Below are 21,123 nucleotides of genomic sequence, written 5' to 3'. Positions count from 1 at the left end.
AGCACCCATGAAACCTTCCAAACTATTGATCTCCTTGTGCCTGGCTGCGGCGCTGGCCGGCCCGGCCCTGTCGCACGCTGCCGATGCCCCAGCCGCCAGGCACGCGCTGGTCTTGATGACCGACTTCGGCACCTCCGACGGCGCCGTCTCGGCCATGCGTGGCGTGGCCTTCGGCGTCGATCCGAACCTGTCGGTCTCGGACCTGACCCACAACATCCCCGACTACGATATCTGGCTCGGCGCCTACCGCCTGTACCAGACCGCCAACTACTGGCCTGCCGGCAGCGTGTTCGTTAACGTGATCGACCCGGGCGTGGGCACGCAGCGCAAGTCGGTGGTGCTGAAAACCCGCGAGGGCCGCTACTTCGTCGGCCCCGACAACGGCCTGTTCACCCTGATCGCCGAGCGCGACGGCGTGGCCGAATTGCGCGAGATCGATGAAAAGCTCAACCGCCTGGCCGGTTCGGCCGAGTCGTACACCTTCCACGGCCGCGATGTGTATGCCTACGTGGGCGCGCGCCTGGCCTCGGGTGCGATCACGTTCGAACAGGTGGGGCCGGTGCTGCCGAGCGAATCGGTGGTGAAGATTCCGTACCAGAAAGCCGTACTGGTCAAGTCAAACACGGGCGACGCCATCAAGGGCATCATCCCGGTGCTGGACGTCAAGTACGGCAACGTCTGGACCAATATCCCGAAGTCGCTGTTCGAGCAACTGAACATTGGCCTGCACGACAAGGTGCAGGTGCGTATCTTGCACAAGGGTAAGCTGATCAACAAGGTGGTGGCGCCGTTCGAACACACTTTTGGCGGCGTGGAAAAGGGCAAGCCGCTGGTGTACCTCAACAGCTTGCTGGACGTGGCGGTGGCGATCAGCCAGGGCAACTATGCGGCCAAACACAAGATCGATTCCGGCGTCGATTGGGAAGTCGAGATCACCAAGGTAGAGAAATAAGCCTTAGCGGCTGGCAGGGGTGGCCGTGGCCAGCACCGCCGCCACCTGCTCCGGCGAAGCCGGCTTGAGCAGGTGGTGGTCGAAGCCCGCCGCCCCGGTACGGGCGCGGTCGTCTTCGGCGCCCCAGCCGGTCAGCGCCACCAGTTTTACCCCATCCATGGCCGGCATTGCCCGCAGCGCACGGGCCGCGCCGTAGCCGTCCAGGCGCGGCATGCCGATATCGAGGAACACCAGGTCGGGCGCGAACGCCGGGGCGGCGTTCACGGCCTGCTCGCCGTCGTAGGTGACCTGCACTTGGCAACCCATGGCGTCGAGCAGGTCGCCCAGGGTGTCGGCGGCGTCGATGTTGTCGTCGGCGACCAGCACCCGCAACGATGCGCGCGCAGGCGCCGGCTGCGCCTGACCTTCATCATGCAGCGCGGCCGCCACCGCCGCCAGCGGCAGGCGGATGGTAAAAGTGCTGCCCTGGCCGGGGCCGGGGCTGGTCGCCATCACGCTGCCGCCGTGCAACGTGACCAGGTGGCGCACCAGGCACAGGCCGATGCCCAGGCCGCCCTTGGAGATGCCGATGCTGTGCGGCGCCTGGGCGAACATCTCGAACACCGCTTCCAGCGCCTCGGGCGCGATGCCGATGCCGGTGTCGGTGACCTTGATCACCACCATGCCATCAACCGCCTTGGCAGCGACGCCGATGCGGCCCGGCTGCGGCGTGTACTTGGCGGCGTTGGTGAGCAGGTTGCTCAGCACCTGGCTCAGGCGCACGGCGTCGCCCTCGAGCCAGACCGCCTGTGCAGGCAGATCGAGCGCCAGTTCGTGCCCGGCCGCCTCCACCAGCGGCAGGCTGGTTTCCACCGCGCTGGCCACCACCGACTGCAGCGTCACGCGCGCACTTTGCAGCACCACCTTGCCGCTGCTGATGCGGGCGATGTCGAGCAGGTCGTCGATCAGGTGGACCATGTGCCCGACCTGGCGCTCCATGGTGGCCAGCATGCGCTCCTTGAGGCCAGGCTTGTCGGCGCCGATGCGCAGCAGCTCGACCGCGTTGCGCACCGGCGCCAGCGGGTTGCGCAGTTCGTGCGCCAGCGTGGCCAGGAATTCGGACTTGCGGCGGTCGGCCTCGCGCAGCGCCTCGGTAGAACGAACCCGCTCGATGTGGGCCCAGCAGCGGTCCACCACGGCTTCCACGAGCGCCACCTCGTCGCGGGTCCAGGTGCGCGGCTGCTGCTGGTGCACGGCCATCATCGCCACCAGCCTGCCCTGCTTGACCAGCGGGCAGCAGATGATGGCCTTGATGCCGATCTGGCTGAACATTTCGTAGCCATCACCGTGCGCCAGTTCGGTGTCCACGTCGTTGATCAGCAGGGTGCGCCCCACCCGCAGGTTGGACGTCGCGCGCGAGCCGAACAGGTCCAGCGAATACACACCTACCGTGCTGATCGCGCCTTCGATGGTCCAGTCGTGGCGGATGGTGAAGCGGTCGTTGTCGGGCTCCAGGTCGGCGTACGCCACCCGCGTGGCTTCCAGGTACTCACCCAGCAGGCGGGTGCTGTGCGCCATGATGGTGACCGGTTCGGCGGCCAGGCGCGTGGCTTCGCCGATCTCGTCGAGCAGGCGCAGGCGTTCCTCCACCTGGCGCACCTTGCCGGTGGTTTCGCTGCACACGCACAGCACGCCCGCAATCGCGCCCGACTCGTCGCGGATCGGGCTGGTGGAAAAGCTGGCGTACACCTGTTCGGCGTAACCGTTGCGGGTGAGCGTAAACGGCTGGTCCTCGTACCACAGCGACTCGCCGGCCATGGTGGCGGCCAGCATGGGGCCGACCTGGTGCCACACGTCGGCCCAGACCACGCAAAACGGCTGCCCCAGGATGTGCTGCGGCTGGTCGGCCTTGGCGCCCAGCACTTCGCGGTAGTTGTCGTTGTAGAGCAGCACCAGCTGCGGCCCCCAGGCCACGTACATCGGGTGGCGCGCGGCCAGCATCATGCCAGCGGCGGTGCGCAGCGACTGCGGCCAGGTTTCCAGCGGCCCGAGCGGCGTGTCGGTCCAGTCGAACCCGCGCACTACGGCGCCCATTTCGCCACCACCGGCGGCAAAGCCCAGGTCGGGATTGAAAACAGCAGGGGCAGGCGCAGTGGACATGACGGAACGAGATTGCTCGAAAAGGTGGACAACCCGCACGATAGCATTTTTGCGCCGAAATCCCTGCCGAAAGGCCAGTCGTCCGCCCTGCTTGAAGAAGGGAGCTGGGGTTTTTCGGTGTAAATCGGCAATCGGCGCTGCTAGTATCGAATTTCAGGCGCGGCATGGGCCGCGCCACCCGATACCAGGAGCTGTCATGACGTCGTCCTCGTCCTTTACCCGCTTGAGCAAACACGCCGCGCTGGCCGCAGTGATTGCCGCTTCCACCTTTGCCGTTCCTTACGCCAGCGCCGCCGGCGCCAAGCCCACCGTGGTGCTGGTGCACGGCGCATTTGCCGACTCGTCGAGCTGGGATGGCGTGATCGCCAAGCTCGAACAGGACGGCTACACCGTGATGGCGGCCGCCAATCCACTGCGCAGCGTCAAGGGCGACGGCGCCTACGTGGCCTCGCTGCTCAAGAGCATTCCAGGTTCGGTGGTGCTGGTCGGCCACTCGTACGGCGGCTCGGTGATCAGCGCTGCCGCCGCCGGTGCGGCCAATGTCAAGGCGCTGGTGTACGTGGCCGCGTTCGCGCCGGAAGCGGGCGAGACGGCGGTAGGCCTGTCGGGTAAATTCCCGGGCAGCACGCTGGGCCCGACCCTGGCGCCACCGGTGGCGCTGGCCGATGGCGGCAAGGACCTGTACATCCAGCAAGACAAATTCCCGGCCCAGTTTGCCGCCGACGTGCCGGCCGCCAAGGCCAAACTGATGGCATCCGGCCAGCGCCCGATCACCGACGCCGCGCTCAACGAAGCGTCGCCGGCGCCGGCCTGGAAGAACATCCCGTCGTGGTTCATCTACGGCACCGCCGACAAGAACATCCCGCCCGCATCGCAAGACTTCATGGCCAAGCGCGCCAAGTCGAAAGACACGGTGGTGATCAAGGGTGCCTCCCACGTGGTGATGACCTCGCACCCCGCCGAAGTGGCCAAGCTGATCGAAGCTGCCGCCGCTGCCGCCAAATAACCCCCCTGCTATTTGCGTTTGACCTTGGGGAAGCGCAGCTTGTAGTGCAAGCCCATGCCCGGGGCGCTGGCCACCTTGACGGTGCCGCCCAGCGCGCCGGTGACCAGGTTGAACAGGATGTGGGCGCCCAGGCCGCTGCCGCCCGTGCCGCGCTTGGTGGTGTAGAACGGATCGAACAGCTGGCCCAGGGTGGACGTGTCCATGCCCACGCCGTCGTCGCTGTAATCGAAGTTGACGAAATCGCCATCGACCTTGCCGGTGATCTTGATGTGGCCATGTCGCCCTTCCTCGAAGCCGTGCACCATCGAGTTGACCACCATGTTGGTGAGCACCTGCGACACCGCACCGGGAAAGCTGGCCATGTTGATGTCGTTGTCGCAATCGATGTCGATCGTGACCGGCTTGCCCTTGAGCTTGGGCTGCAGCGACAGCAGCACTTCGTCGAGGTACTTGCGTAAATTAAAACTGCGGATATCGTCCGACGACTGATCGACCGCCACCTGCTTGAAGCTGCGCACCAGCGCCGCCGCGCGCTGGGTGTTGGTGGTCATGATGCGCAGCGACTGGTCGATGATGTCGAAGAACTGGTTCAAACCGTCTTCGTCGAGAATGCCGGCCGCCAGGTCGGCGCGGGTGAGCTTGAGTTCTTCCACCAGGTGGCTCGTTGCCGTCACGCAGATGCCCAGCGGGGTATTGATTTCGTGGGCCACCCCGGCCACCAGCCGCCCCAGCGAGGCCAGCTTTTCCTGCCGTACCAGTTCGCCCTGGGCGTCCTTGAGCGACGTGAGTGCGTTTTCCAGCGCGGCGTTCTGCTCTTCCAGGGCGTCGTTGGCATGGCGGATGTCATCCTCGGCGCGGCGCCGTTCGGCCACTTCGTGCGCCAGCAGCGCGGTGCGGTCCTGCACCGCGCGCTCGAGGCGATCGACGCTTTGCAGGCCGCGCAGCGCAGCCGAGACGTAGTCGGCGATCAGCGCAAACAGCGCCTGGTCCTCGCCATTGAACGTGTGCTGGCGGTCGTAGCTCTGGATCACCATCGCGCCCAGCACCTGGTGGTCCTGGTCCAGCAGAGGACAACCCATCCAGTGCTCGGCGATGGTGCCGATGCCGAAAGCGGCATTGTCCAGCCTCCTGGAGACGTGCTCGGCAGCCGTCATCACGATCGGCCGGCCACTGGCGATCACCGCTGCCGTGGGCGACTCGCCGTCGGCCAGCTCGAACAGTTCGTCCTTCGGCGGCGCCGCGTCGACTTCATCGACGAAGTACACGAAGCGCACCTGGTTGGCCGGCCCTTCGTGGTCGCTGAGCGCGACGAAAAAGTTGGCGGCATACATGATGCGCCCCAGCGCCGCGTGCACCGATTGCAGGAATTCGCTGATATCGGTGCAACTGCCCGATTTGCGGCCGATCTCCAGCAGGATGGCCTGGACTGCTTCAAGACGGGCGAGACGCTCTTCCATTCAATTTCCTGTAATTAATACGCACAGGAAATACTATCAGCCGGCCCGGTCCAGGGCCAGCAATCATTGCGGTTTGCGGTAGCCGTTGTCGATCCATGTGGTAGCGGAGGTCACACTGAGCTTGAAGGTGGGCGCCACGCGCACCTTGGCCAGCTCTTCGCCGTACGGATCGAACGCCGAGAGGATGGCGTACGGGTCGTCTTCGTCGGGGATGATGTCGAGCGTGACCTTGACCTGGCCGCCGTCGTCGGTGTTGACGAAGACGTTCTTGTGCAGTTGCGCGTGCAGCTGCTGCTCGTGGCGGCGGATCACCTCGTTGGCGGTCTTGACCAGGGTGTTGAAGGCGTTGACGTCGAGCGGCTTGGGGTTTTTCTTGTCGCGGCCCATGGTCCAGGGACCGACCAGCGCCGGTTCCGGCTCGCCATCCTTGACCATGGCCACGGCCCAGCCCTCGTCATCGTCGTTCTTGATCACGCGCGCGGTCCAGCCATTGCCCTGCCACAGGCGCGGCTCCTGGATCGGGGCGTCGTCTTCGGGGGTGTCCGGTACATCGGGGAAGTCGTTACTCATACTTTAGGCTCGGGTGTCTTGGCATCGGGGGTGAAATAATAAGCGCCTTATACGCGAACAACAATAGAAAGTCACCACTGATGCACAAACTTGGCCTTGCCCTCTTCCTCACCGCCGCCACTGGCACAGCTTGCGCGCAAAGCAACGTTACCATTTACGGGCGCCTGAAAACTGGACTCGAGTCGCTGCGCAGCTCGGACAGCGGCAGCACCGACGCCACCGTCACGCGCCTGAGCAATTATCGCTCGGTGCTCGGCTTTCGCGGCACCGAAGACCTGGGCGGCGGCCTCAAGGCGATCTTCCAGATCGAGGGCACGCTGGCGCTCGACACCGGCGCCGGCGGCCTGGCCTCGCGCGACACCCGGGTAGGCCTGGAAGGCACGGCCGGCACCTTGTTCATTGGCAACTGGAACCTGCCCTATAACACCGCCACCGCCGGCCTCGACCCGTTCTACCCGACCACGGCCGGCTACATGAGCATCATGGGCAATGGCGCAGGCGCCACCGTCAGCAATACCAGCGACACCTCCTCGTTCGACCGCCGTCAGCAAAACAGCGTGCATTACTGGTCGCCCGAGTGGCACGGCATGCAACTGCGGGTGGCGCGCTCGGCTGCCGAGGAACGCCCGGCCAGCGGCGCCAAGCCGTCTCTGAACTCGGGTGCGGTGGTGTTCGAGAACGGCAGCTGGTACGCCACTGCGGCCATCGAGCGCCACCACGAGTACCAGGGCCCCGGCACCAGCGACACCGGCGCCAAGCTGGGCGCGGCCTACCGCATGGGCGACACGCGGCTGGCGGTGATCGGCGAACAACTGAAGTATGAGCTGGCAGCGGGCACCCTCAAGCGCCGCGCCGCTTACGTGTCGGTCACGCGCCAGGTGGGCCGCCATGCGTTCAAGCTCGGTGTGGCCCGCGCAGGCGATGGCAAAGGCAGCGCGGCGGACGGCGCCCAGATGGGCAAGGTGCGCAAGGGGGTGGATACGGGCGCGACGCACTACACGGCCGGCTACGATTACCTGCTGAGCAAACGTACGACCATGTTCGCGTTTTACACCCACATCAAGAACGAGCGCAACGCCGGCGTGGACTTTGCCATCAATGGCCTCGGCGCCAACGGCGGCGCCAGCCCGGGCGCCACGCTCCAGGGCGCGTCGCTGGGCTTGCGTCACAACTTCTAGGAAGCTATCAGCACACCACGCACGGCCGGCGCTCGACCAGCGGCGGCTTCGGCGGCTTGTAGCGCGGATCGATCGCCGGTTCGGGCGTGTGGTAGCTGAACGGGGTGATGATGATGGGCGGGATCGCCGGCGGCGCCGACGGTGGACCCTTGGGGCCGCCGCCCGAAGAGCGCGTGGCGCTGCGTTGGCGCCGGGTTGTGTGTGGACAAGCGTCGGGGATCGATTGCCCCTCGCACCAGACTAGCCTAGCCATGTTGTGGTCCTCCCTGAACTGGGTAGAGAGTCAGTATAGGACGGCATGACTTTAAATCAAGGAACAATCGCCCGCCCCTGCCGGCGCCGCTGGCCGCCGTCGGCACGCATTCCAACCCGCCATTTCTGCGTTTGGTCGCAATCCGGTGGCTGCCACCGTCCCCGCCCGGTACAGTTCAATCATGCCAAACGGCACCGGAATCTCATACCAAATGACACACCAATAACACACCAACGGGGTACCACCATGACCAGCACCGCCAAAAAACTGTCAGTAGCCGCCATCGTCTTCGTGCTTGCCATCTCGCTGTGGGATGCCATGTGGTCCAACAATCTGCATGTCAATCTCGGCGACGATGATTTCGACGGCCCGCTCGGTGCGCTGTTCGGCGTGGTGCTGGCCGGCGGCGGCATGTTGATCGCGGTGGTGGCCCTGGTGTGCGCAGCCGTGTTCGTGGGCGTGCTGTGCGCGGGCATCGGCATCGTGCTGGTCAGCGCGCTGGTACTCGCCTCGGTGATCGTGGTGGCCGCCATGTCGCCGTTGCTGCTGCCGCTGCTGATCCCCGTGGGCCTGTACTGGATCTTCAGCGCCCGCGCCCGCCGTCAGCGCCGCGCTGCCTACGCCCCAACCGCTTAAACTTTTTCAATCGGAAGCGGCAGGGTTGGATAAACCGTGCCGATCCGACCCAATACTGTCCTTGTCCTGCAGTTCCACCCGATTGCGCCCGGCGCGCTTGGCGCGGTACAAGGCCTGGTCGGCGCGGATCAGGGCCGCATCGCCGCCGGGCAGTTTGCCGCCCATCACCGAGATGCCGATGCTGACCGTGACGTGCAAACGCACGTCACCGCCCAGTTGCAGCGGACTCTGCGCCACGCGCTGGCGCAGCCGTTCCGCAAACACGGCCGCCGCCGGCAAGGTGGTCCCCGGCAGCAGCATGGCGAATTCCTCGCCGCCCATGCGGCCCACCATGTCGATCTTGCGCTGCCCGTCCAGCATCAATACGCCCAGTTGGCGCAGCACGGCGTCGCCGGCGGCATGGCCATGTTCGTCGTTGATGCGCTTGAAGTGGTCGACATCGAGTTGCAGCACCGCCGTGCAGGCGCCGATGTCGCGCCGCAGCCGCGCCTCCTCGTCGGCCAGGCGATGCATGAATTCGCGCCGGTTGGCCAGGCCGGTGAGAAAGTCGGTGGTGGCCAGCAGCCGCAGCTCGTCGTGCATGCGGCGCTTCTCGGTGGTGTCCACGGTGGAAACGATGACGAAGTCCAGGCTGTCGGTGTGGCCGGGCATGACCATCAGGGTCAGCTCGTTGTGGCGCACCACACCGTCCAGGCGCCGGAAGCTGCCCTCGCCCACGAAGAAATGCTCGCCGCGCGCCAGCGCCGCCAGGGCCTGGGCAAACGCCGGCATCGCAGCGGCCTCGAAATTTTGCGCCAGCGTGATGTCGGCCAGGCCGTGCGGGCCGGCGCCGACCTGGCGCCGCGCCGCCGCGTTCAGGTCGACGATGCGCACCAGCGCCGCCAGCCGCGCCACCTGGCTCGGATTGGCGTCGAGGTAGCGGCCCATGTCGTCGACGCCGGAGGCGGTCAGTTCGGCCAGCGCGGCATACAGCGCCGACCAGTCCTGCTGCCACAGCGCCACAGGCGCATGATCGTACAGGCGGCGAAAACGCGCCTCGCCGGCGCGCACGGCCTGCGCGGCCTGGGCCTGTTCGATGGCGATGCCGGCCAGCCGAGCGGCCTGTTCGATCAGGGCGATATTGGCCATGCTGGGCTGGCGCACTTCGCGCTGGTACACCGAGAAGGTGCCGATCACCGCACCGCCGGCCCCCAGGATCGGATCGGACCAGCCGGAACCGATGCCCGCGCGCAGCGCGATGTCGCGGTGCGCCATCCAGGCGGGGGCCCGGTGCAAGTCTTCGATGATCACCCGGCGTCCGCTGACCACCGCTTCCACGCACGGTCCCTGGGTGCCGTGCAGCGCCATGCCGTGGATGGCGGCGTTGAAGAACGGCGGCAAACTCGGCGCGGCGGCCACCAGCAGGCGCTCGCCGTGCTCGTCGAGCAGCAGCACGCTGCACAGCAAGTCTTCGTTGTCGGCCTCCACCCCGGCCACCACGCTCTCGAGGATACGCTCGAGCGGGGCGCCGGTGGCCAGCAGTTCGAGCACGCGGCGGCGGGTGTGCTCGCGTCGCTTGCCATGCTCCCTTTCCGTCACATCACGGAACGACCAGATGCGCGCCGGCTCGCTGCCCAGTTGCAGACTGCGCGTGTGCTGCTCGATCACGCGGCCGTCCTTCAGCCGCAGCAGCGCCTGTTGCGGCATCTGCCAGCCGCCATGCGGTTCCAGCGCCGCCGGCTGCAACGGATCAAGCTCGAACTGGCCGTCCTCGGGGCGCGAGAGCTGGGTGCGCAGGTGCGCCATCAACACCGCGCCGTCGCTGTCCCAGTCAAAATATTCGGGCACGTTCCAAAGCTCGCGAAAGCGCCGGTTGGCATTCAGGATGGTGCCCTTGAAGTCGTCGGCCAGGATGCCGTCGACGGTCGCATCGAGAATGCTACGCAACATGGCCTGGCTGCGCCGGGCGCTGTCGGCCATGGCCAGCAGCGCGCCCTGCCCGTCTTTCAGTTCGGCCGCCAGCGCGGTGCTGCGCGCCAGCGCCTGGTGGGCACGCACGCGGCCGCGCGCCAGGGCCCAGGTCAGGCAGGCGGCCAGCACGCTGAGCAAGGCGCCGCCCAGCGCCACCAGGCGCATGCGGTCAGTGACCAGCAGGTGCGCCGCATGCGGCATGGCGATGCGCAGGGTCCAGCGGTGGCCGCCCAGCGACACTTGCTGGATACTCGACCGCGCGGGCGCCGGTACGGTAGTGACAGCGCCGGCACCAGCGGCACTGCGGTAGACCAGGTTGTCGGACGTGGCGCGCTCGCCGTCGTGGACTTCCACCATCAAGCCGGCCGTGCGCGGGGTACCCAGGCGCATCATCAGCTCCCCCACCCGGAACGGCGCGAACACCCAGCCGGTCAGCGCCGCGCGCCGTTCGGCCACGGTGGCCACCGGCTGGCCGGGTCGGTACAGCGGCAGCAGCATCAGGAACGCCGAACGCGGCGCCTCGGCCGGGTCGTCGAGCAGGCGCACGGCGCCGGTCATGGCCGGCAGCCCGGTGTCGCGCGCGCGTTCGAGCGCAGCGCGGCGCAGCGGCTCGCTGGCGGCGTCGAAACCGAGCGCGCGCAGACTGAGGGGATTGGGCGGTTCGCTGTAGACGGTGGGCGCATGCCAGGGGCGTTCGCCGGCCGGATAGATGCGGTAGTCGGGATTGGTGTCGGGCTCGCGGCGGGTGGCCGCTTCGTGCTGCGCGCGGGCGCCGCCGGCCACCAGCTGCATGTAGCCAATCGACTGCACGCCGGGCGAGTGGCGCGCCAGCCCCTGGGCGGCGAGATAGGTGCGGAATTCGCGCCGGCTGACATGGTCGGAACTGTAGAACAGCCCCTGCACGCCGTACAGCACCTGCACATAGGTTTGCATGCGCTGGTCGAGCTGGTTGACCAGCTCGCGCACACGTACCTCGAAATCGGCTTGCAGTTCCTGGTCGGCGTCGTGGCGGGCGTCGCGCCACAGCACCGCAGTCACGCCCAGGCTCACGGCCAGCACCAGCGCGGACAATACGCGCGGTGACTGGGCCAATGCCAGCACCGGCGCCAACGGGCGGCGCTGGCGGAATGGCGCTGGCGCGGCCGGATCCACTTAGTTCCCGGTACCCGTGAACTGGCGGTAGCCGCGCGCGCGCAGTTCGCACGCCGGGCAGGTGCCGCAGCCATAGCCCCAGTCGTGCAGGGCGCCGCGCTCACCGAGGTAGCAGGTGTGGGTGCCGGAGCGGATCAAATCGACCAGCGGCGTGCCGCCCAGGTCCTGCGCCAGTTCCCAGGTCTGGCGCTTGTCGCGCCACATCAGCGGGGTTTCGAGCTTGGTGCGGGTGTCCATGCCCAGGTTGAGCGCCACTTGCAGCGCCTTCATGGTGTCGTCGCGGCAGTCCGGGTAGCCGGAAAAATCGGTCTCGCACATGCCGCCGACGAGCACCGTCAGGCCGCGCCGGTAAGCCACCGTGGCGGCCACCGTCATGAACAGCAGGTTGCGGCCCGGCACAAAGGTGTTGGGCAGGCCGTTGGCCTGGGTTTCGATGGCGATATCGTGGGTCATCGCGGTCTGCGAGATCCTGGAGATCAGCGACAGGTCGATCATGTGATCTTCGCCCAGCCTGGCGTCCCACGCCGGGTTGAGCGCACGCAGGCTGGCGATCAGTTGCGGGCGCACGGTCAGTTCGACGGCGTGGCGCTGGCCGTAATCGAAACCGATGGTTTCAACCCGCGCGTAATGCTTGAGCGCCCAGGCCAGGCAGGTGGTGGAATCTTGTCCACCGCTAAACAGGACCAGGGCGGAATCGGTTGGCAACATTGCTTTTCTTTCCAGATGTATCAACTATTATTAGTACGCCATGATTCGGGGCATTCCGGTACCATGCGGTGAACGCACCACCCCTGATGGAGTCTCATGTTACCGGCATCGCCCGCAATTAAATCGGCAAGACCACGAATTTTGGCACATCTTGTGACAAAAGTATCCGTGCTGCTTGCAACAACCGCAGTTACGGCCGTGGTTCCCTCGTTGGCGCTGGCCCAGGACGCGCAAACCGCCCCTGCCGCTATCCCTGCCAATGACTCTGCCACGCCCCCCGCCGCCGTCCCTGCCAGCGACGCCACCGTGGCCGCCAACGCCGCACCGGTCATCATCAAGTACACGGTGCGCGTCGATGCGCCCGGCGACCTGAAAGAACTGCTGGAAGATAACCTCGACCTCGAACGCTTCCGCGACAGCCCGCGCATGACGCGCGAACAGCTGTTCCGCCTGGTGCGCGCCGCGCCCGAGCAGATCCGCACGCTGGTCTCCACCAGTGGCTACTACACGCCCGAAGTCTCGGTGACGTTCGACCGCGCGGCCACCCCGGCGGTGGTCGATGTCAAGGTGGTGCCGGGCGAACCGGTACGCGTCGGCGAGACCGACCTGGTCCTGGAGGGCTTTGCCCCCAATCCCGAGCAGCCGGCCGACAAGCAGTTCGACGCCACCACGCTCAAGGCCAGTTGGCCGCTCAAGAAAGGCGCCGTGTTCCGCCAGGACGAGTGGGAAGGCGCCAAGCGCGCCATCCTGCGCCAAGTGGTGCAAACCCGCTACCCGCGTGCGCAACTGACCGACAGCCGCGCCACGGTGGACCCCGAAGAACATGTCGCCAACCTGCGCGTGGTGCTCGACAGCGGTCCCGAGATGCGCTTCGGCGACTTGCGCATCGAGGGCCTCAAGCGCTACCCGGACACCGTGGTGCGCAACCTCAACCCGATCAAGCCCGGCGACTATTACAGCGAGGCGGCCTTGCAGGCCTACCAATCCAAGCTGCAGGACACCGGCTACTTCGCCAGCGTGGAAGTGAGCGCCGACCTCAGTGCGGTGCTCGACCAGCAGCTGGCCACCGCCGATGGCGCGCCCACCGATCCCGACGCCCCCACCATTGCCGCTGCCACCGCCGCCAGGTCGATGGAGCCGCTGCCGCTGCTGGTGCGCGTGACCGAGAACAAGCGCAAGAATGTCAGCGCCGGTGTCGGTATCAGTACCAACACCGGTAACCGCGCCTCGCTCACCTACGACGACTTGCAGGTGTTCGGGCTGCGCATGAAAAGCGCGCTCACGCTCGAGACCAAGAAGCAGACCGCCAAGACCGATCTGTACTTTCCGATCACGCCCGAGGGTTACAACCACAGCATCGGCGTGACCTACGAGCGCAGCGACATCGCCGGCGAAGTCACCGCCGTGTCGAGCATCGCCGGCAAGCGCGCCTGGGGTACGCCGCTGCTCGAGCGCAGCTTCACGCTCGAGCTGCTGTCGGAAACCAAGTCGGTGGACAACATCCCCAAGACCACCAGCAAGAGTTTGCCGCTCACGTACGCCGTCACCTGGCGCCGGCTCGACAACCTGCTGCTGCCCACCAAGGGCTATGCCATCAACGCCCAGATCGGCGGCGCGGTGCTGCCCGTGCTCACCGATGAAAAATTCGTGCGCGGCTACCTGCGCGGCGTGTACTACAAGCCGTTCGGTGCCAGCTCCAACATCATCCTGCGCGCCGAAGCCGGTGCGCTCGGCTCGGGCAGCAAGAACGGCGTGCCGTCGGTGTTCCTGTTCCGCGCCGGCGGCGACCAGTCGGTGCGCGGCTATGCGTACCAGGAGCTGGGCGTCAAAGAAGGCGACGCCACCATCGGCGGGCGCTACCTGGCCACGGCCAGCGCCGAATACCAGTACTGGTTCAAGCCCACATGGGGCGCGGCCGTGTTCTACGACGCCGGTAACGCCGGCGACCGGGTCAAGGACCTGCATCCCAAGTCCGGCTACGGCGTGGGCGCGCGCTGGAAAAGCCCGGTCGGTCCGCTCAATGTCGACGTGGCGTATGGCCACGCGGTTCAAAAATATCGTTTGCACTTCTCGCTGGGATTCACTTTCTGATGTCCGACCAACTTAACCACGATTCCCAGGACACTGCGCCGGCGCCGGAAAAAAAACGCCGCTGGCCGCGCCGCGTGTTCATCTCGCTGATGGTGCTGGTGCTGGCGCTTGGCGGCGCCTTCTGGCTTCTCGGCCGCGAATCGACCTTGCAGCAGCTGGTGCAGCGCGTGGCCAGCGCCAGCGGCGGCAGCATTTCCGTCACCGGCGTTACCGGCTCGCTGTACCACCGCATGCATATCGGCCAGCTGGTCTATAAAACCCCCGACAGCACCGTCACCGCGCAAAGCATCGACATCAACTGGTCGCCGTTGCAGTATTTTTCCGAAGGCCTGCAAATCAGCGAGCTGCACGTAGTCAGCCTGACCGTGCGCAGCACCGGCAAGTCCGATGAACCGACCACCATGCCCGCCTCGCTGGCGTCGCCTTTCCGCTTGAGCCTGTCCGATGCGCGGCTCGACAAGCTGGTGCTGGCCAGCGACACCAGCACCACCGTGATCGACAATCTGCGCTTTGCCCTGTACGGCGACAAGACCAGCTGGCACTTGCAGGACGCCTCGGCCAGGACGCCGTTCGGCCTGGCCAAGGCTGACCTGACGATTGCCGGGGCCCGTCCGTTCGCGCTCAAGGGCACGGCCTCGCTCACGCAGGCGCTGGTCGCCACGCCGGCCCCACCCGGCACCGCTGCCACGCCAGTGGGTCAGGCGCCCACCCCGGCCACCTTGACGTTGCAGGCCGGCGGCAGCCTGGCGCTCCTGGAACTGAAAGCCAAGGGCGACGCCGGCGCCGCCAGCGGTACTGCTGCGCTGTCGCTGGCGCCGTTCGACCCGGTGATCCTGCGCGCCATCGACCTGGTGGCCCGCGACGTCGATCCGCACGGTTTCGACGCCGGCCTGCCGCCGGCCAAGTTCAACCTCAAGGTGCAGGCCTCGATCGCGCCCGACCAGAAACTGGCCGGCGAGTTCGAACTGCTCAACCAGGGCAAGGCCGGTCCGCTCGACCAGGACCTGCTGCCGCTGGAAGTGTTCCGCGGCCGCCTGGGCGGTACGCTCACCGCGTCCACGCTCGACAACGTGCTGCTCGACCTGGGCCCTGCCGGCCACTTCAACGGCGGCGGCAATGTCGCGCGCACCGCCATCGACGGCGGCATCGACACCGCCAGCTTCAAGCTGCACACCGACCGTCTCGATTTGTCGCTGCTGCACACGGCCGCCAACAAGACCGCCATCGGCGGCGACATCGTCGTGTCCAGCACCGCCACCACGCAAACCTTGAGCGCCAAGCTGGCCGACAAGGGCCTGCGCCTGGACGCCGACGCCACGCTGGCCGACGCCCTGCTGCAACTGAAGCAGCTGCGCCTGGTCGCCAGCAACGGTAAAAACAGCGGCAGCATCAACGCCACCGGCCAGATGAGCCTGAAGGACCAGCAGGCATTCAGCGCCAAGGTGCGCACGCAGAACTTCGATCCGGCGGCGCTGGTACTGAGCTACCCGGCCGGCGACCTCAATATCGACGTCAACGCTGCCGGTCATATCGCTCCCGCATGGAAAGTGGCGGCCGACTTCCAAGTCAAGCCGAGCAAGCTGTATGGCCAGCCGCTCACCGGCGCCGGCAAGCTCAATGCCGACCCGGTCCACATCAGCGGGGTCGATGGACGCCTGGCCATGGGCCAGAACACCGCCACCGTCGCCGGCGACTTCGGCGCACCGGGCGAGCAACTGCGCTGGAAAGTCGATGCGCGCCAGCTGGCCGCCGTCAACCCCGACCTGATCGGCGCCATCAACGCCACCGGCGTGGTCACCGGCACCATGGACACGCCGCGCACCAGCTTTGACGCCGACGCCCGTGGCCTGGGCCTGGCCTCGGCCAAGCGCCCGGCCAACGACAGCGTGATCCACGCCAGCGGCGACGTCGCCATGGCCGGCAGCGCAAAAGTACCGGAACTGAAAATGACCGGCACCGTGCAGCGCTTCAACCCCGCCGCTTTCGGCGCCGCGCAAGCCGGCGCCATCAACGCCGCCTTTACGGCCGACGCGCGCCTGTCCGCCGACTGGCGCGCCGGGCTGAACCTCACCTTGCAGCCATCGACCCTGTCGAACGCACCGCTGTCGGGCTATGCCAAGTTGTCGGCCAATGCCAAAGACATCAGCACTGCCGACATCGACCTGCGCCTGGGCGCCAACAGCCTGGTCGCCAAGGGCAGCTTCGGCAGCGCGCTCGATAAGCTGGACTGGAAACTCGACGCGCCGCAACTGGCGGCATTGGGTCCGCAGTTTGCCGGTATCCTGCGCGCCAACGGCACCCTGTCCGGTACCACCGCGCGTCCGGCGATTTCCCTGACCATGGACGGCAGCAAGCTGCGCGCGCCGGGCCAGCAGCAGGTCGAGAGTATCCGTGGCAGCGCCACCCTGGGCAGCACGGCTGCGGCACCGGCTGCATCGGCCGCACGTACCGGCGCCGGCAATCGCGCAGTCGCGACGACTGCGGACGTGCCCCTGGTCAGCGATATCGAGATTGCCGGCTACGAATCGCCATCGATCAAGATCGCCAAGGCGCGCCTGCAAACGGCGGGCACGCGCAGCGCCCACACCATTACGCTCTCGGCCAACAACAGCGACTTCGACGCCACCTTGCGCGTCAAGGGCGGCTGGGCCAACGACACCTGGACCGGCGCCATCGACGCGCTGCAAAACAAGGGCCGCTTCGCGCTGGCGCTGGTGGCGCCGGCGCCGCTGCGCCTGGCGGCACCTAGTGGCAGCGGCGTGGCCGGCCTGGCGCGTCCCGAGCAGATCGCACTGGGCACCACCACCATCAAGATCCGCGACGGCAGCGTGCGCATCGACAACCTGGAAAAGAATGGCGGCGCCTGGCGCAGCAAGGGCCAGGCCACGGCGTTACCGGTCTGGTACCTGGGCCAGTTGTCGGACGCGTGGCGCGACAGCGTGCGCGGCAACATGACCATCGGCGCCGACTGGGGCGTGAACCTGCAAGCCGGCGCCAAGAACAGTGCACCGGTGCTGGCCGGCGCGTTCCACGTGTTCCGCGAACAGGGCGACATCACCATCATCGGCGCCGACCTGTCGCAGCCGCTAGGCCTGAAAACCCTGGACGCGCGCGCCACCGTCAACGACGGCGCGCTGCGGGTGGAGCTCAATGTCGATGGCACCCGCGTGGGCCAGGCGCGCCTGGACGGCACCGCCCAGTTGCGCAACGGCCGCCTGGCCAACGACAGCCCGTTCACCGTGACCGGCAGCGCCAATATGGGTTCGCTGGCGTGGCTGGCGCCCCTGGCCGGCCAGCCGGGCCTGGAAATCGACGGCATCCTCAAGCTGGCGCTGGAGGGCAGCGGCACCATCGGCGCGCCGCAGCTGACCGGCGACATCAACGGCCAGAAGCTGGTGGTCAACCTGCCCGACCAGGGCATCAAGCTGCGCAACGGCGTGCTGCAGGCGCGCCTGACCGGCGACCAATTACAGCTGCAAACGCTGAGCTTCGAGGGCCAGCAGGGCCGGGCCCAGGCCGACGGCTGGATCCGGTACGCCGGCAACGAAGCGACCATGCAGCTCAAACTGAGCGCCGACAAGCTCGAAGTGCTGTCGCGCCCCGACCGCCTGCTGGTGCTGAGCGGCCAGAGCACGCTGGTGCGCGACGCCAGACACTTCCAGCTCGACGGCAAGTTCCGCGCCGACCGCGCCAATATCGAACTCGGTGACGAGAACGCGCCTACCCTGTCGAACGACGTGGTCGTGCTCGGCAAGGGTGCGGCCGCACCGGCCACCAAGCCGGCCCAGGGCTTGCCGCTCAATATCGACGTCGAGGCCGACCTCGGCGACGCCTTCAAACTCAAGGGCATGGGCATCGAAACCGAACTGGCCGGCGCGGTGCGGGTGCGCATTACCGACCGCCGGCCGCCGCGCGTGAACGGTTCGATCCGGGTGGTGGGCGGCACGTACGCGGCGTATGGCCAGAAGCTGGCGATCGACCGGGGCGTGATCAACTTCACCGGCGCCTACGACAACCCTGGCCTGAACATCGTGGCCGTGCGCCGCCGTCCCGAAGGCGAGCCGCTGACCTTGACCAACGTGGAAGCCGGCGTGGAAGTGCGCGGCACGGCGCTGGCGCCATCGGCCAAGCTGATCTCCACGCCGACGGTACCCGACAGCGACAAGCTGTCCTGGCTGGTGCTGGGCCATGGCATCGAAAACACCGAGGGCAACGACATGGCGCTGTTAAGCACCGCTGCCGGCGCGCTGTTCGGCGGCAAGGGCCAGGGCAAGCTGGCCAACTCGCTGGGCCTCGACGAACTGGGCGTGGGCCAGGCCTCGGGGTCGGGCACGGCTGCGGGCGCCGCCACCGGACTGCAAAACACCGTGGTCACGGTGGGCAAGCGGATTTCGTCGCGCGCCTACCTGAGCTTCGAGCAGGGCGCCGGGACGGCCACCAGCCTGGTCAAACTGCGGTACAAGCTCAATCCGCGCATCTCGCTGCAGTTCCAGACCGGGACCAATAATGCGCTCGATGTGCTGTACAGCTGGGCGTTCGATTAAGGTGTGGCGTTCTTGACGTACTTGTCCAGCCACGCATTGGTCTCGTACAGCATGTGCATGATCGACTCCCGCGCCCGGTAGGCGTGGGATTCGTTCGGCAGCATCACCAGCCGCGCCGTCCCGCCCAGTCCCTTGATCGCCTGGAACATCCGTTCGCTCTGCAACGGGAACGTGCCCGAGTTGCTGTCTTCGGCGCCGTGGATCAGCAGCATCGCATCCTTGATGCGGTCGGCGTGATTGAACGGCGACATGGCCTGGTACACGGCCGGCGCCTGCCAGTAAGGCCGCTCCTCGGACTGGAAGCCGAACGGCGTCAGGGTGCGGTTATAGGCGCCACTGCGGGCGATCCCGGCGCGGAACAGCCGCGTGTGCGCCAGCAAATTCCCCGTCATGAAGGCGCCGTACGAATGGCCGCCGATGGCCAGCCGCGCGCGGTCGCCCACGCCGCGCCGCACCACTTCTTCCACCGCCGCTTCGGCGTCCGCCACCAGCTGCGCCAGGTAAGTGTCGTTCGGCTCGTCGTCGCCGCTGCCGATGATCGGGAACGAGGGATTGTCCAGCACCGCATAACCCATCGCCAGGTAAGCAGCCGGCCCCCAGTAGCTGACCGCATTGAAACGGTACGGCGAGCCGGTGGTCTGGCTGGCTGCGCCGGCAGACTTGAACTCCTGCGGGTACGCCCACATCAACAGCGGCAGCGGGCCGTCGCGCACCGCGTCGTAACCGGGTGGCAGCATCAGGGTGGCGGTCAGTTCGACGCCGTCGTGGCGCGGGTAGCGGATCTGCTCCTTGTGGATGTCGCGCAGTTGCGGCGTGGGGTGCGGGTAGCTGGTGAGCGCGCGCAGCTGGCGGTCGTCGGGCCGGGTCAGGTCGCGCAGGTAGTAATTGGGGCGTTCGAGCGGCGACTCGCGCGTGGTGAGCAGCAGCGTGCCGTCGTCATTGAGCACTGCCGCGACGTTTTCGAAGTACGGCGCCTGGCTCTGGAACAGCCGGGTCTTTTCGCGCGTGGTCAGGCTCAGGCGGTCCAGGAACGGGCGGTCGCCGTCGGGCGTGGCGCCGGCGCCGTCGAGCAGGATGGTGGTATTGGGGCCGATCAGCAGGCGCGGAAAGCCGCTGGCGTCGGCGCGCATCACCGGTGAGCCGGGACTGTTGTAGCGGTCTTCGTACGAACCCGAATGAATCAGTTCGGGCGGCGTGGACAAGTGGCCAGGGGCGATCATCCACTGCTTGTACTGGCGCGTCTTGTGCCAGCGTTCGCTGACCAGCGCCACGTCCTCGCGGCCCCAGGCCACGCCGCCATAACGCATGGTCAGGCGCGCCAGCACCAGCGGCGGCGCGTGGAACGGCGCCGCGTGCAGGTACACGACGTCGCGCACGCCGTCCTGCACCTCGTGCGCGGGGTCGCCGCCATCCTGCGCCTCGGCCCAGACCAGTGACGCCGGCGCGTCGGCCCGCCACGAGACGTGGCGCACGCCGCTTGATACGGCATCGTTCCCCGGCGGCAGGCCTTCTTCGAGCGGCAGGTTGGCCACCGTGTGCAGCAGCATGCCGTGCAGGTCGCGCACTTCCACCCGCTCGCCGAAGCTCGACGCGGTGACGATGTACGAATAAGGACGCGTCACGCTTTGGGTGAGCAGGTACTCGCCGCCGGGCGCCACCGACGTGCGCGAGAACTGGCCCGGTTCGCCGATGGGACGCGCCTTGCCATCGACGCTCAGCAGCACCATCTGCACCGTGATGTAGTACTCGAACAGGCGCGCGTCGTCCTCGTTGCGCAGCAGGTCCTGGTAGGTGCGCAGCTGGCGCACGGCGCCATCGGCTTCGCTGTCCTGCAGGATCGGGCCGGTGGGCACGCCGTTCGTCTGCGGCGGCTGGCCGATGCCGACCGGGCGCCAGTGCACCAGCAGGCCGCTGCTGTCGGGCAGCCAGTTGAAGCCGCGCGTGAGCACCGCCGACAGCGGCTGCGGCGAGAGCTTGCGGGCGCGCCGCGCGGCGACATCGACCAGCCACAGTTCCACTGCGCCGGCGTCGCTGTCGAGCGAGACGTGGGTAAACGCCAGGTGGCGCTGGTCGGGCGACCAGCTCAGGTCCGACAAGCGCAAGTCCGGCGGCAGGCCGGCGATCGCGCTTTCCTCGCGGCTGGCGATATCGAGCAGGGACAGGCCGGTGCCGAACGAGAAGCGCGAGCCGGCGCAGGTGCGCGGGTTGATGCGCAGGCCGGCCAGTTTCAGTTCCGGCTGCGCCACCTCGGCAATGCCGGGCAGCGCCGGGGTTTGCACCACGGCGGCGGTATCGCGGCGCGGGCTCAGGCTCAGTGCCGGCGCCCGGGGCGCATCGACGATCGCTTGCAGCGGTGCGGGGGGCAGGCGGTAGCCGGTGTCGGATGCGCCCTGGTTGGGCGAGGCGGCCATCAGGCCGGGGTGGGCAGGTAGCGCGGGGGGCAACTTGGCGGGCGGTTGATTCATGGAGGTCCTTTCCAGTGGCCGG

Annotated in this window: 13 protein-coding genes; 6 read left to right on the top strand and 7 right to left on the bottom strand. The window is 67.4% G+C overall.

Annotated elements, in window-relative coordinates:
- Window positions 1-7: 7 nt before the first annotated feature.
- Window positions 8-952: an SAM hydrolase/SAM-dependent halogenase family protein gene (locus tag DUPY_RS08230; RefSeq protein WP_071651604.1), complete on the top strand. Its 945-nt coding sequence runs from the start codon at window positions 8-10 to the stop codon at window positions 950-952.
- A gap of 3 nt (window positions 953-955) precedes the next feature.
- On the opposite strand, the gene DUPY_RS08225 is transcribed toward DUPY_RS08230, so the two are convergent.
- The gene (locus DUPY_RS08225) at window positions 956-3,091 is read right to left on the bottom strand and encodes an ATP-binding protein (RefSeq protein ID WP_070247344.1); all 2,136 of its coding nucleotides are present in this window, start codon (window positions 3,089-3,091) and stop codon (window positions 956-958) included.
- 196 nt (window positions 3,092-3,287) lie between these two features.
- On the opposite strand from DUPY_RS08225, the gene DUPY_RS08220 reads away from it, so the two are divergent.
- Window positions 3,288-4,097: an alpha/beta fold hydrolase gene (locus DUPY_RS08220; RefSeq protein ID WP_084640613.1), complete on the top strand. Its 810-nt coding sequence runs from the start codon at window positions 3,288-3,290 to the stop codon at window positions 4,095-4,097.
- Between the two features lie 8 nt (window positions 4,098-4,105).
- Here DUPY_RS08220 and DUPY_RS08215 read toward each other — a convergent pair whose 3' ends face one another.
- Together DUPY_RS08215 and DUPY_RS08210 are read right to left on the bottom strand one after the other, a co-directional pair.
- Window positions 4,106-5,554 carry a sensor histidine kinase gene (locus DUPY_RS08215; protein ID WP_070247343.1) on the bottom strand — a complete coding sequence of 483 codons (1,449 nt, stop codon included), beginning with the start codon at window positions 5,552-5,554 and terminating at the stop codon, window positions 4,106-4,108.
- Window positions 5,555-5,617: 63 nt separating this feature from the next.
- Window positions 5,618-6,124, bottom strand: coding sequence for a hypothetical protein (locus DUPY_RS08210; protein WP_070247342.1), 507 nt, complete (start codon window positions 6,122-6,124; stop codon window positions 5,618-5,620).
- Between the two features lie 80 nt (window positions 6,125-6,204).
- Between DUPY_RS08210 and DUPY_RS08205 the strand changes: the two genes are divergently transcribed.
- The gene (locus tag DUPY_RS08205; RefSeq protein WP_070247341.1) at window positions 6,205-7,302 is read left to right on the top strand and encodes a porin; all 1,098 of its coding nucleotides are present in this window, start codon (window positions 6,205-6,207) and stop codon (window positions 7,300-7,302) included.
- Window positions 7,303-7,309: 7 nt separating this feature from the next.
- Here DUPY_RS08205 and DUPY_RS27840 read toward each other — a convergent pair whose 3' ends face one another.
- Window positions 7,310-7,555: a hypothetical protein gene (locus DUPY_RS27840; protein ID WP_141749472.1), complete on the bottom strand. Its 246-nt coding sequence runs from the start codon at window positions 7,553-7,555 to the stop codon at window positions 7,310-7,312.
- Between the two features lie 246 nt (window positions 7,556-7,801).
- On the opposite strand from DUPY_RS27840, the gene DUPY_RS08200 reads away from it, so the two are divergent.
- The gene (locus tag DUPY_RS08200; protein WP_070247340.1) at window positions 7,802-8,191 is read left to right on the top strand and encodes a hypothetical protein; all 390 of its coding nucleotides are present in this window, start codon (window positions 7,802-7,804) and stop codon (window positions 8,189-8,191) included.
- Between the two features lie 6 nt (window positions 8,192-8,197).
- On the opposite strand, the gene DUPY_RS08195 is transcribed toward DUPY_RS08200, so the two are convergent.
- Complete coding sequence (locus DUPY_RS08195) at window positions 8,198-11,293, bottom strand: sensor domain-containing diguanylate cyclase (RefSeq protein ID WP_070247339.1); 3,096 nt, start codon at window positions 11,291-11,293, stop codon at window positions 8,198-8,200.
- Window positions 11,294-12,001, bottom strand: coding sequence for a 7-cyano-7-deazaguanine synthase QueC (gene queC / locus DUPY_RS08190; RefSeq protein ID WP_070247338.1), 708 nt, complete (start codon window positions 11,999-12,001; stop codon window positions 11,294-11,296). It abuts the gene before it with no gap.
- A 198-nt stretch (window positions 12,002-12,199) separates the two neighbouring features.
- Between queC and DUPY_RS08185 the strand changes: the two genes are divergently transcribed.
- Together DUPY_RS08185 and DUPY_RS08180 are read left to right on the top strand one after the other, a co-directional pair.
- On the top strand, window positions 12,200-14,092 hold the full coding sequence (locus DUPY_RS08185) for an autotransporter assembly complex protein TamA (RefSeq protein ID WP_229255291.1): 1,893 nt from the start codon (window positions 12,200-12,202) through the stop codon (window positions 14,090-14,092).
- Window positions 14,092-18,636 (top strand): translocation/assembly module TamB domain-containing protein, encoded by a 4,545-nt coding sequence (locus tag DUPY_RS08180; RefSeq protein ID WP_070247337.1) that lies wholly within the window; start codon window positions 14,092-14,094, stop codon window positions 18,634-18,636. Before DUPY_RS08185 ends, DUPY_RS08180 begins: the two co-directional genes overlap by 1 nt.
- Here DUPY_RS08180 and DUPY_RS08175 read toward each other — a convergent pair.
- A complete protein-coding gene (locus DUPY_RS08175; protein ID WP_070247336.1) occupies window positions 18,633-21,101 on the bottom strand; it encodes an alpha/beta hydrolase family protein in 2,469 nt (822 codons plus the stop codon). The genes DUPY_RS08180 and DUPY_RS08175 overlap by 4 nt on opposite strands.
- Window positions 21,102-21,123 lie beyond the last annotated feature (22 nt).

Source organism: Duganella phyllosphaerae (assembly GCF_001758785.1).
In the GTDB taxonomy this organism is placed as follows: Bacteria; Pseudomonadota; Gammaproteobacteria; order Burkholderiales; family Burkholderiaceae_D; genus Rugamonas; species Rugamonas phyllosphaerae.
The sequence above is the reverse complement of the archived record's forward strand: the minus strand, read 5'-3'. Positions and strand labels throughout refer to the sequence as shown.

Excerpts from the sequence above, each read along its gene's own strand:
- DUPY_RS08210 (WP_070247342.1), bottom strand. The coding sequence starts at position 6,124 with ATGAGTAACGACTTCCCCGATGTACCGGACACCCCCGAAGACGACGCC.
- DUPY_RS08230 (WP_071651604.1), top strand. The coding sequence starts at position 8 with ATGAAACCTTCCAAACTATTGATCTCCTTGTGCCTGGCTGCGGCGCTG.
- DUPY_RS08220 (WP_084640613.1), top strand. The coding sequence starts at position 3,288 with ATGACGTCGTCCTCGTCCTTTACCCGCTTGAGCAAACACGCCGCGCTG.
- DUPY_RS08175 (WP_070247336.1), bottom strand. The coding sequence starts at position 21,101 with ATGAATCAACCGCCCGCCAAGTTGCCCCCCGCGCTACCTGCCCACCCC.
- DUPY_RS08200 (WP_070247340.1), top strand. The coding sequence starts at position 7,802 with ATGACCAGCACCGCCAAAAAACTGTCAGTAGCCGCCATCGTCTTCGTG.
- DUPY_RS08215 (WP_070247343.1), bottom strand. The coding sequence starts at position 5,554 with ATGGAAGAGCGTCTCGCCCGTCTTGAAGCAGTCCAGGCCATCCTGCTG.
- DUPY_RS08225 (WP_070247344.1), bottom strand. The coding sequence starts at position 3,091 with ATGTCCACTGCGCCTGCCCCTGCTGTTTTCAATCCCGACCTGGGCTTT.
- DUPY_RS27840 (WP_141749472.1), bottom strand. The coding sequence starts at position 7,555 with ATGGCTAGGCTAGTCTGGTGCGAGGGGCAATCGATCCCCGACGCTTGT.
- queC (WP_070247338.1), bottom strand. The coding sequence starts at position 12,001 with ATGTTGCCAACCGATTCCGCCCTGGTCCTGTTTAGCGGTGGACAAGAT.
- DUPY_RS08180 (WP_070247337.1), top strand. The coding sequence starts at position 14,092 with ATGTCCGACCAACTTAACCACGATTCCCAGGACACTGCGCCGGCGCCG.
- DUPY_RS08205 (WP_070247341.1), top strand. The coding sequence starts at position 6,205 with ATGCACAAACTTGGCCTTGCCCTCTTCCTCACCGCCGCCACTGGCACA.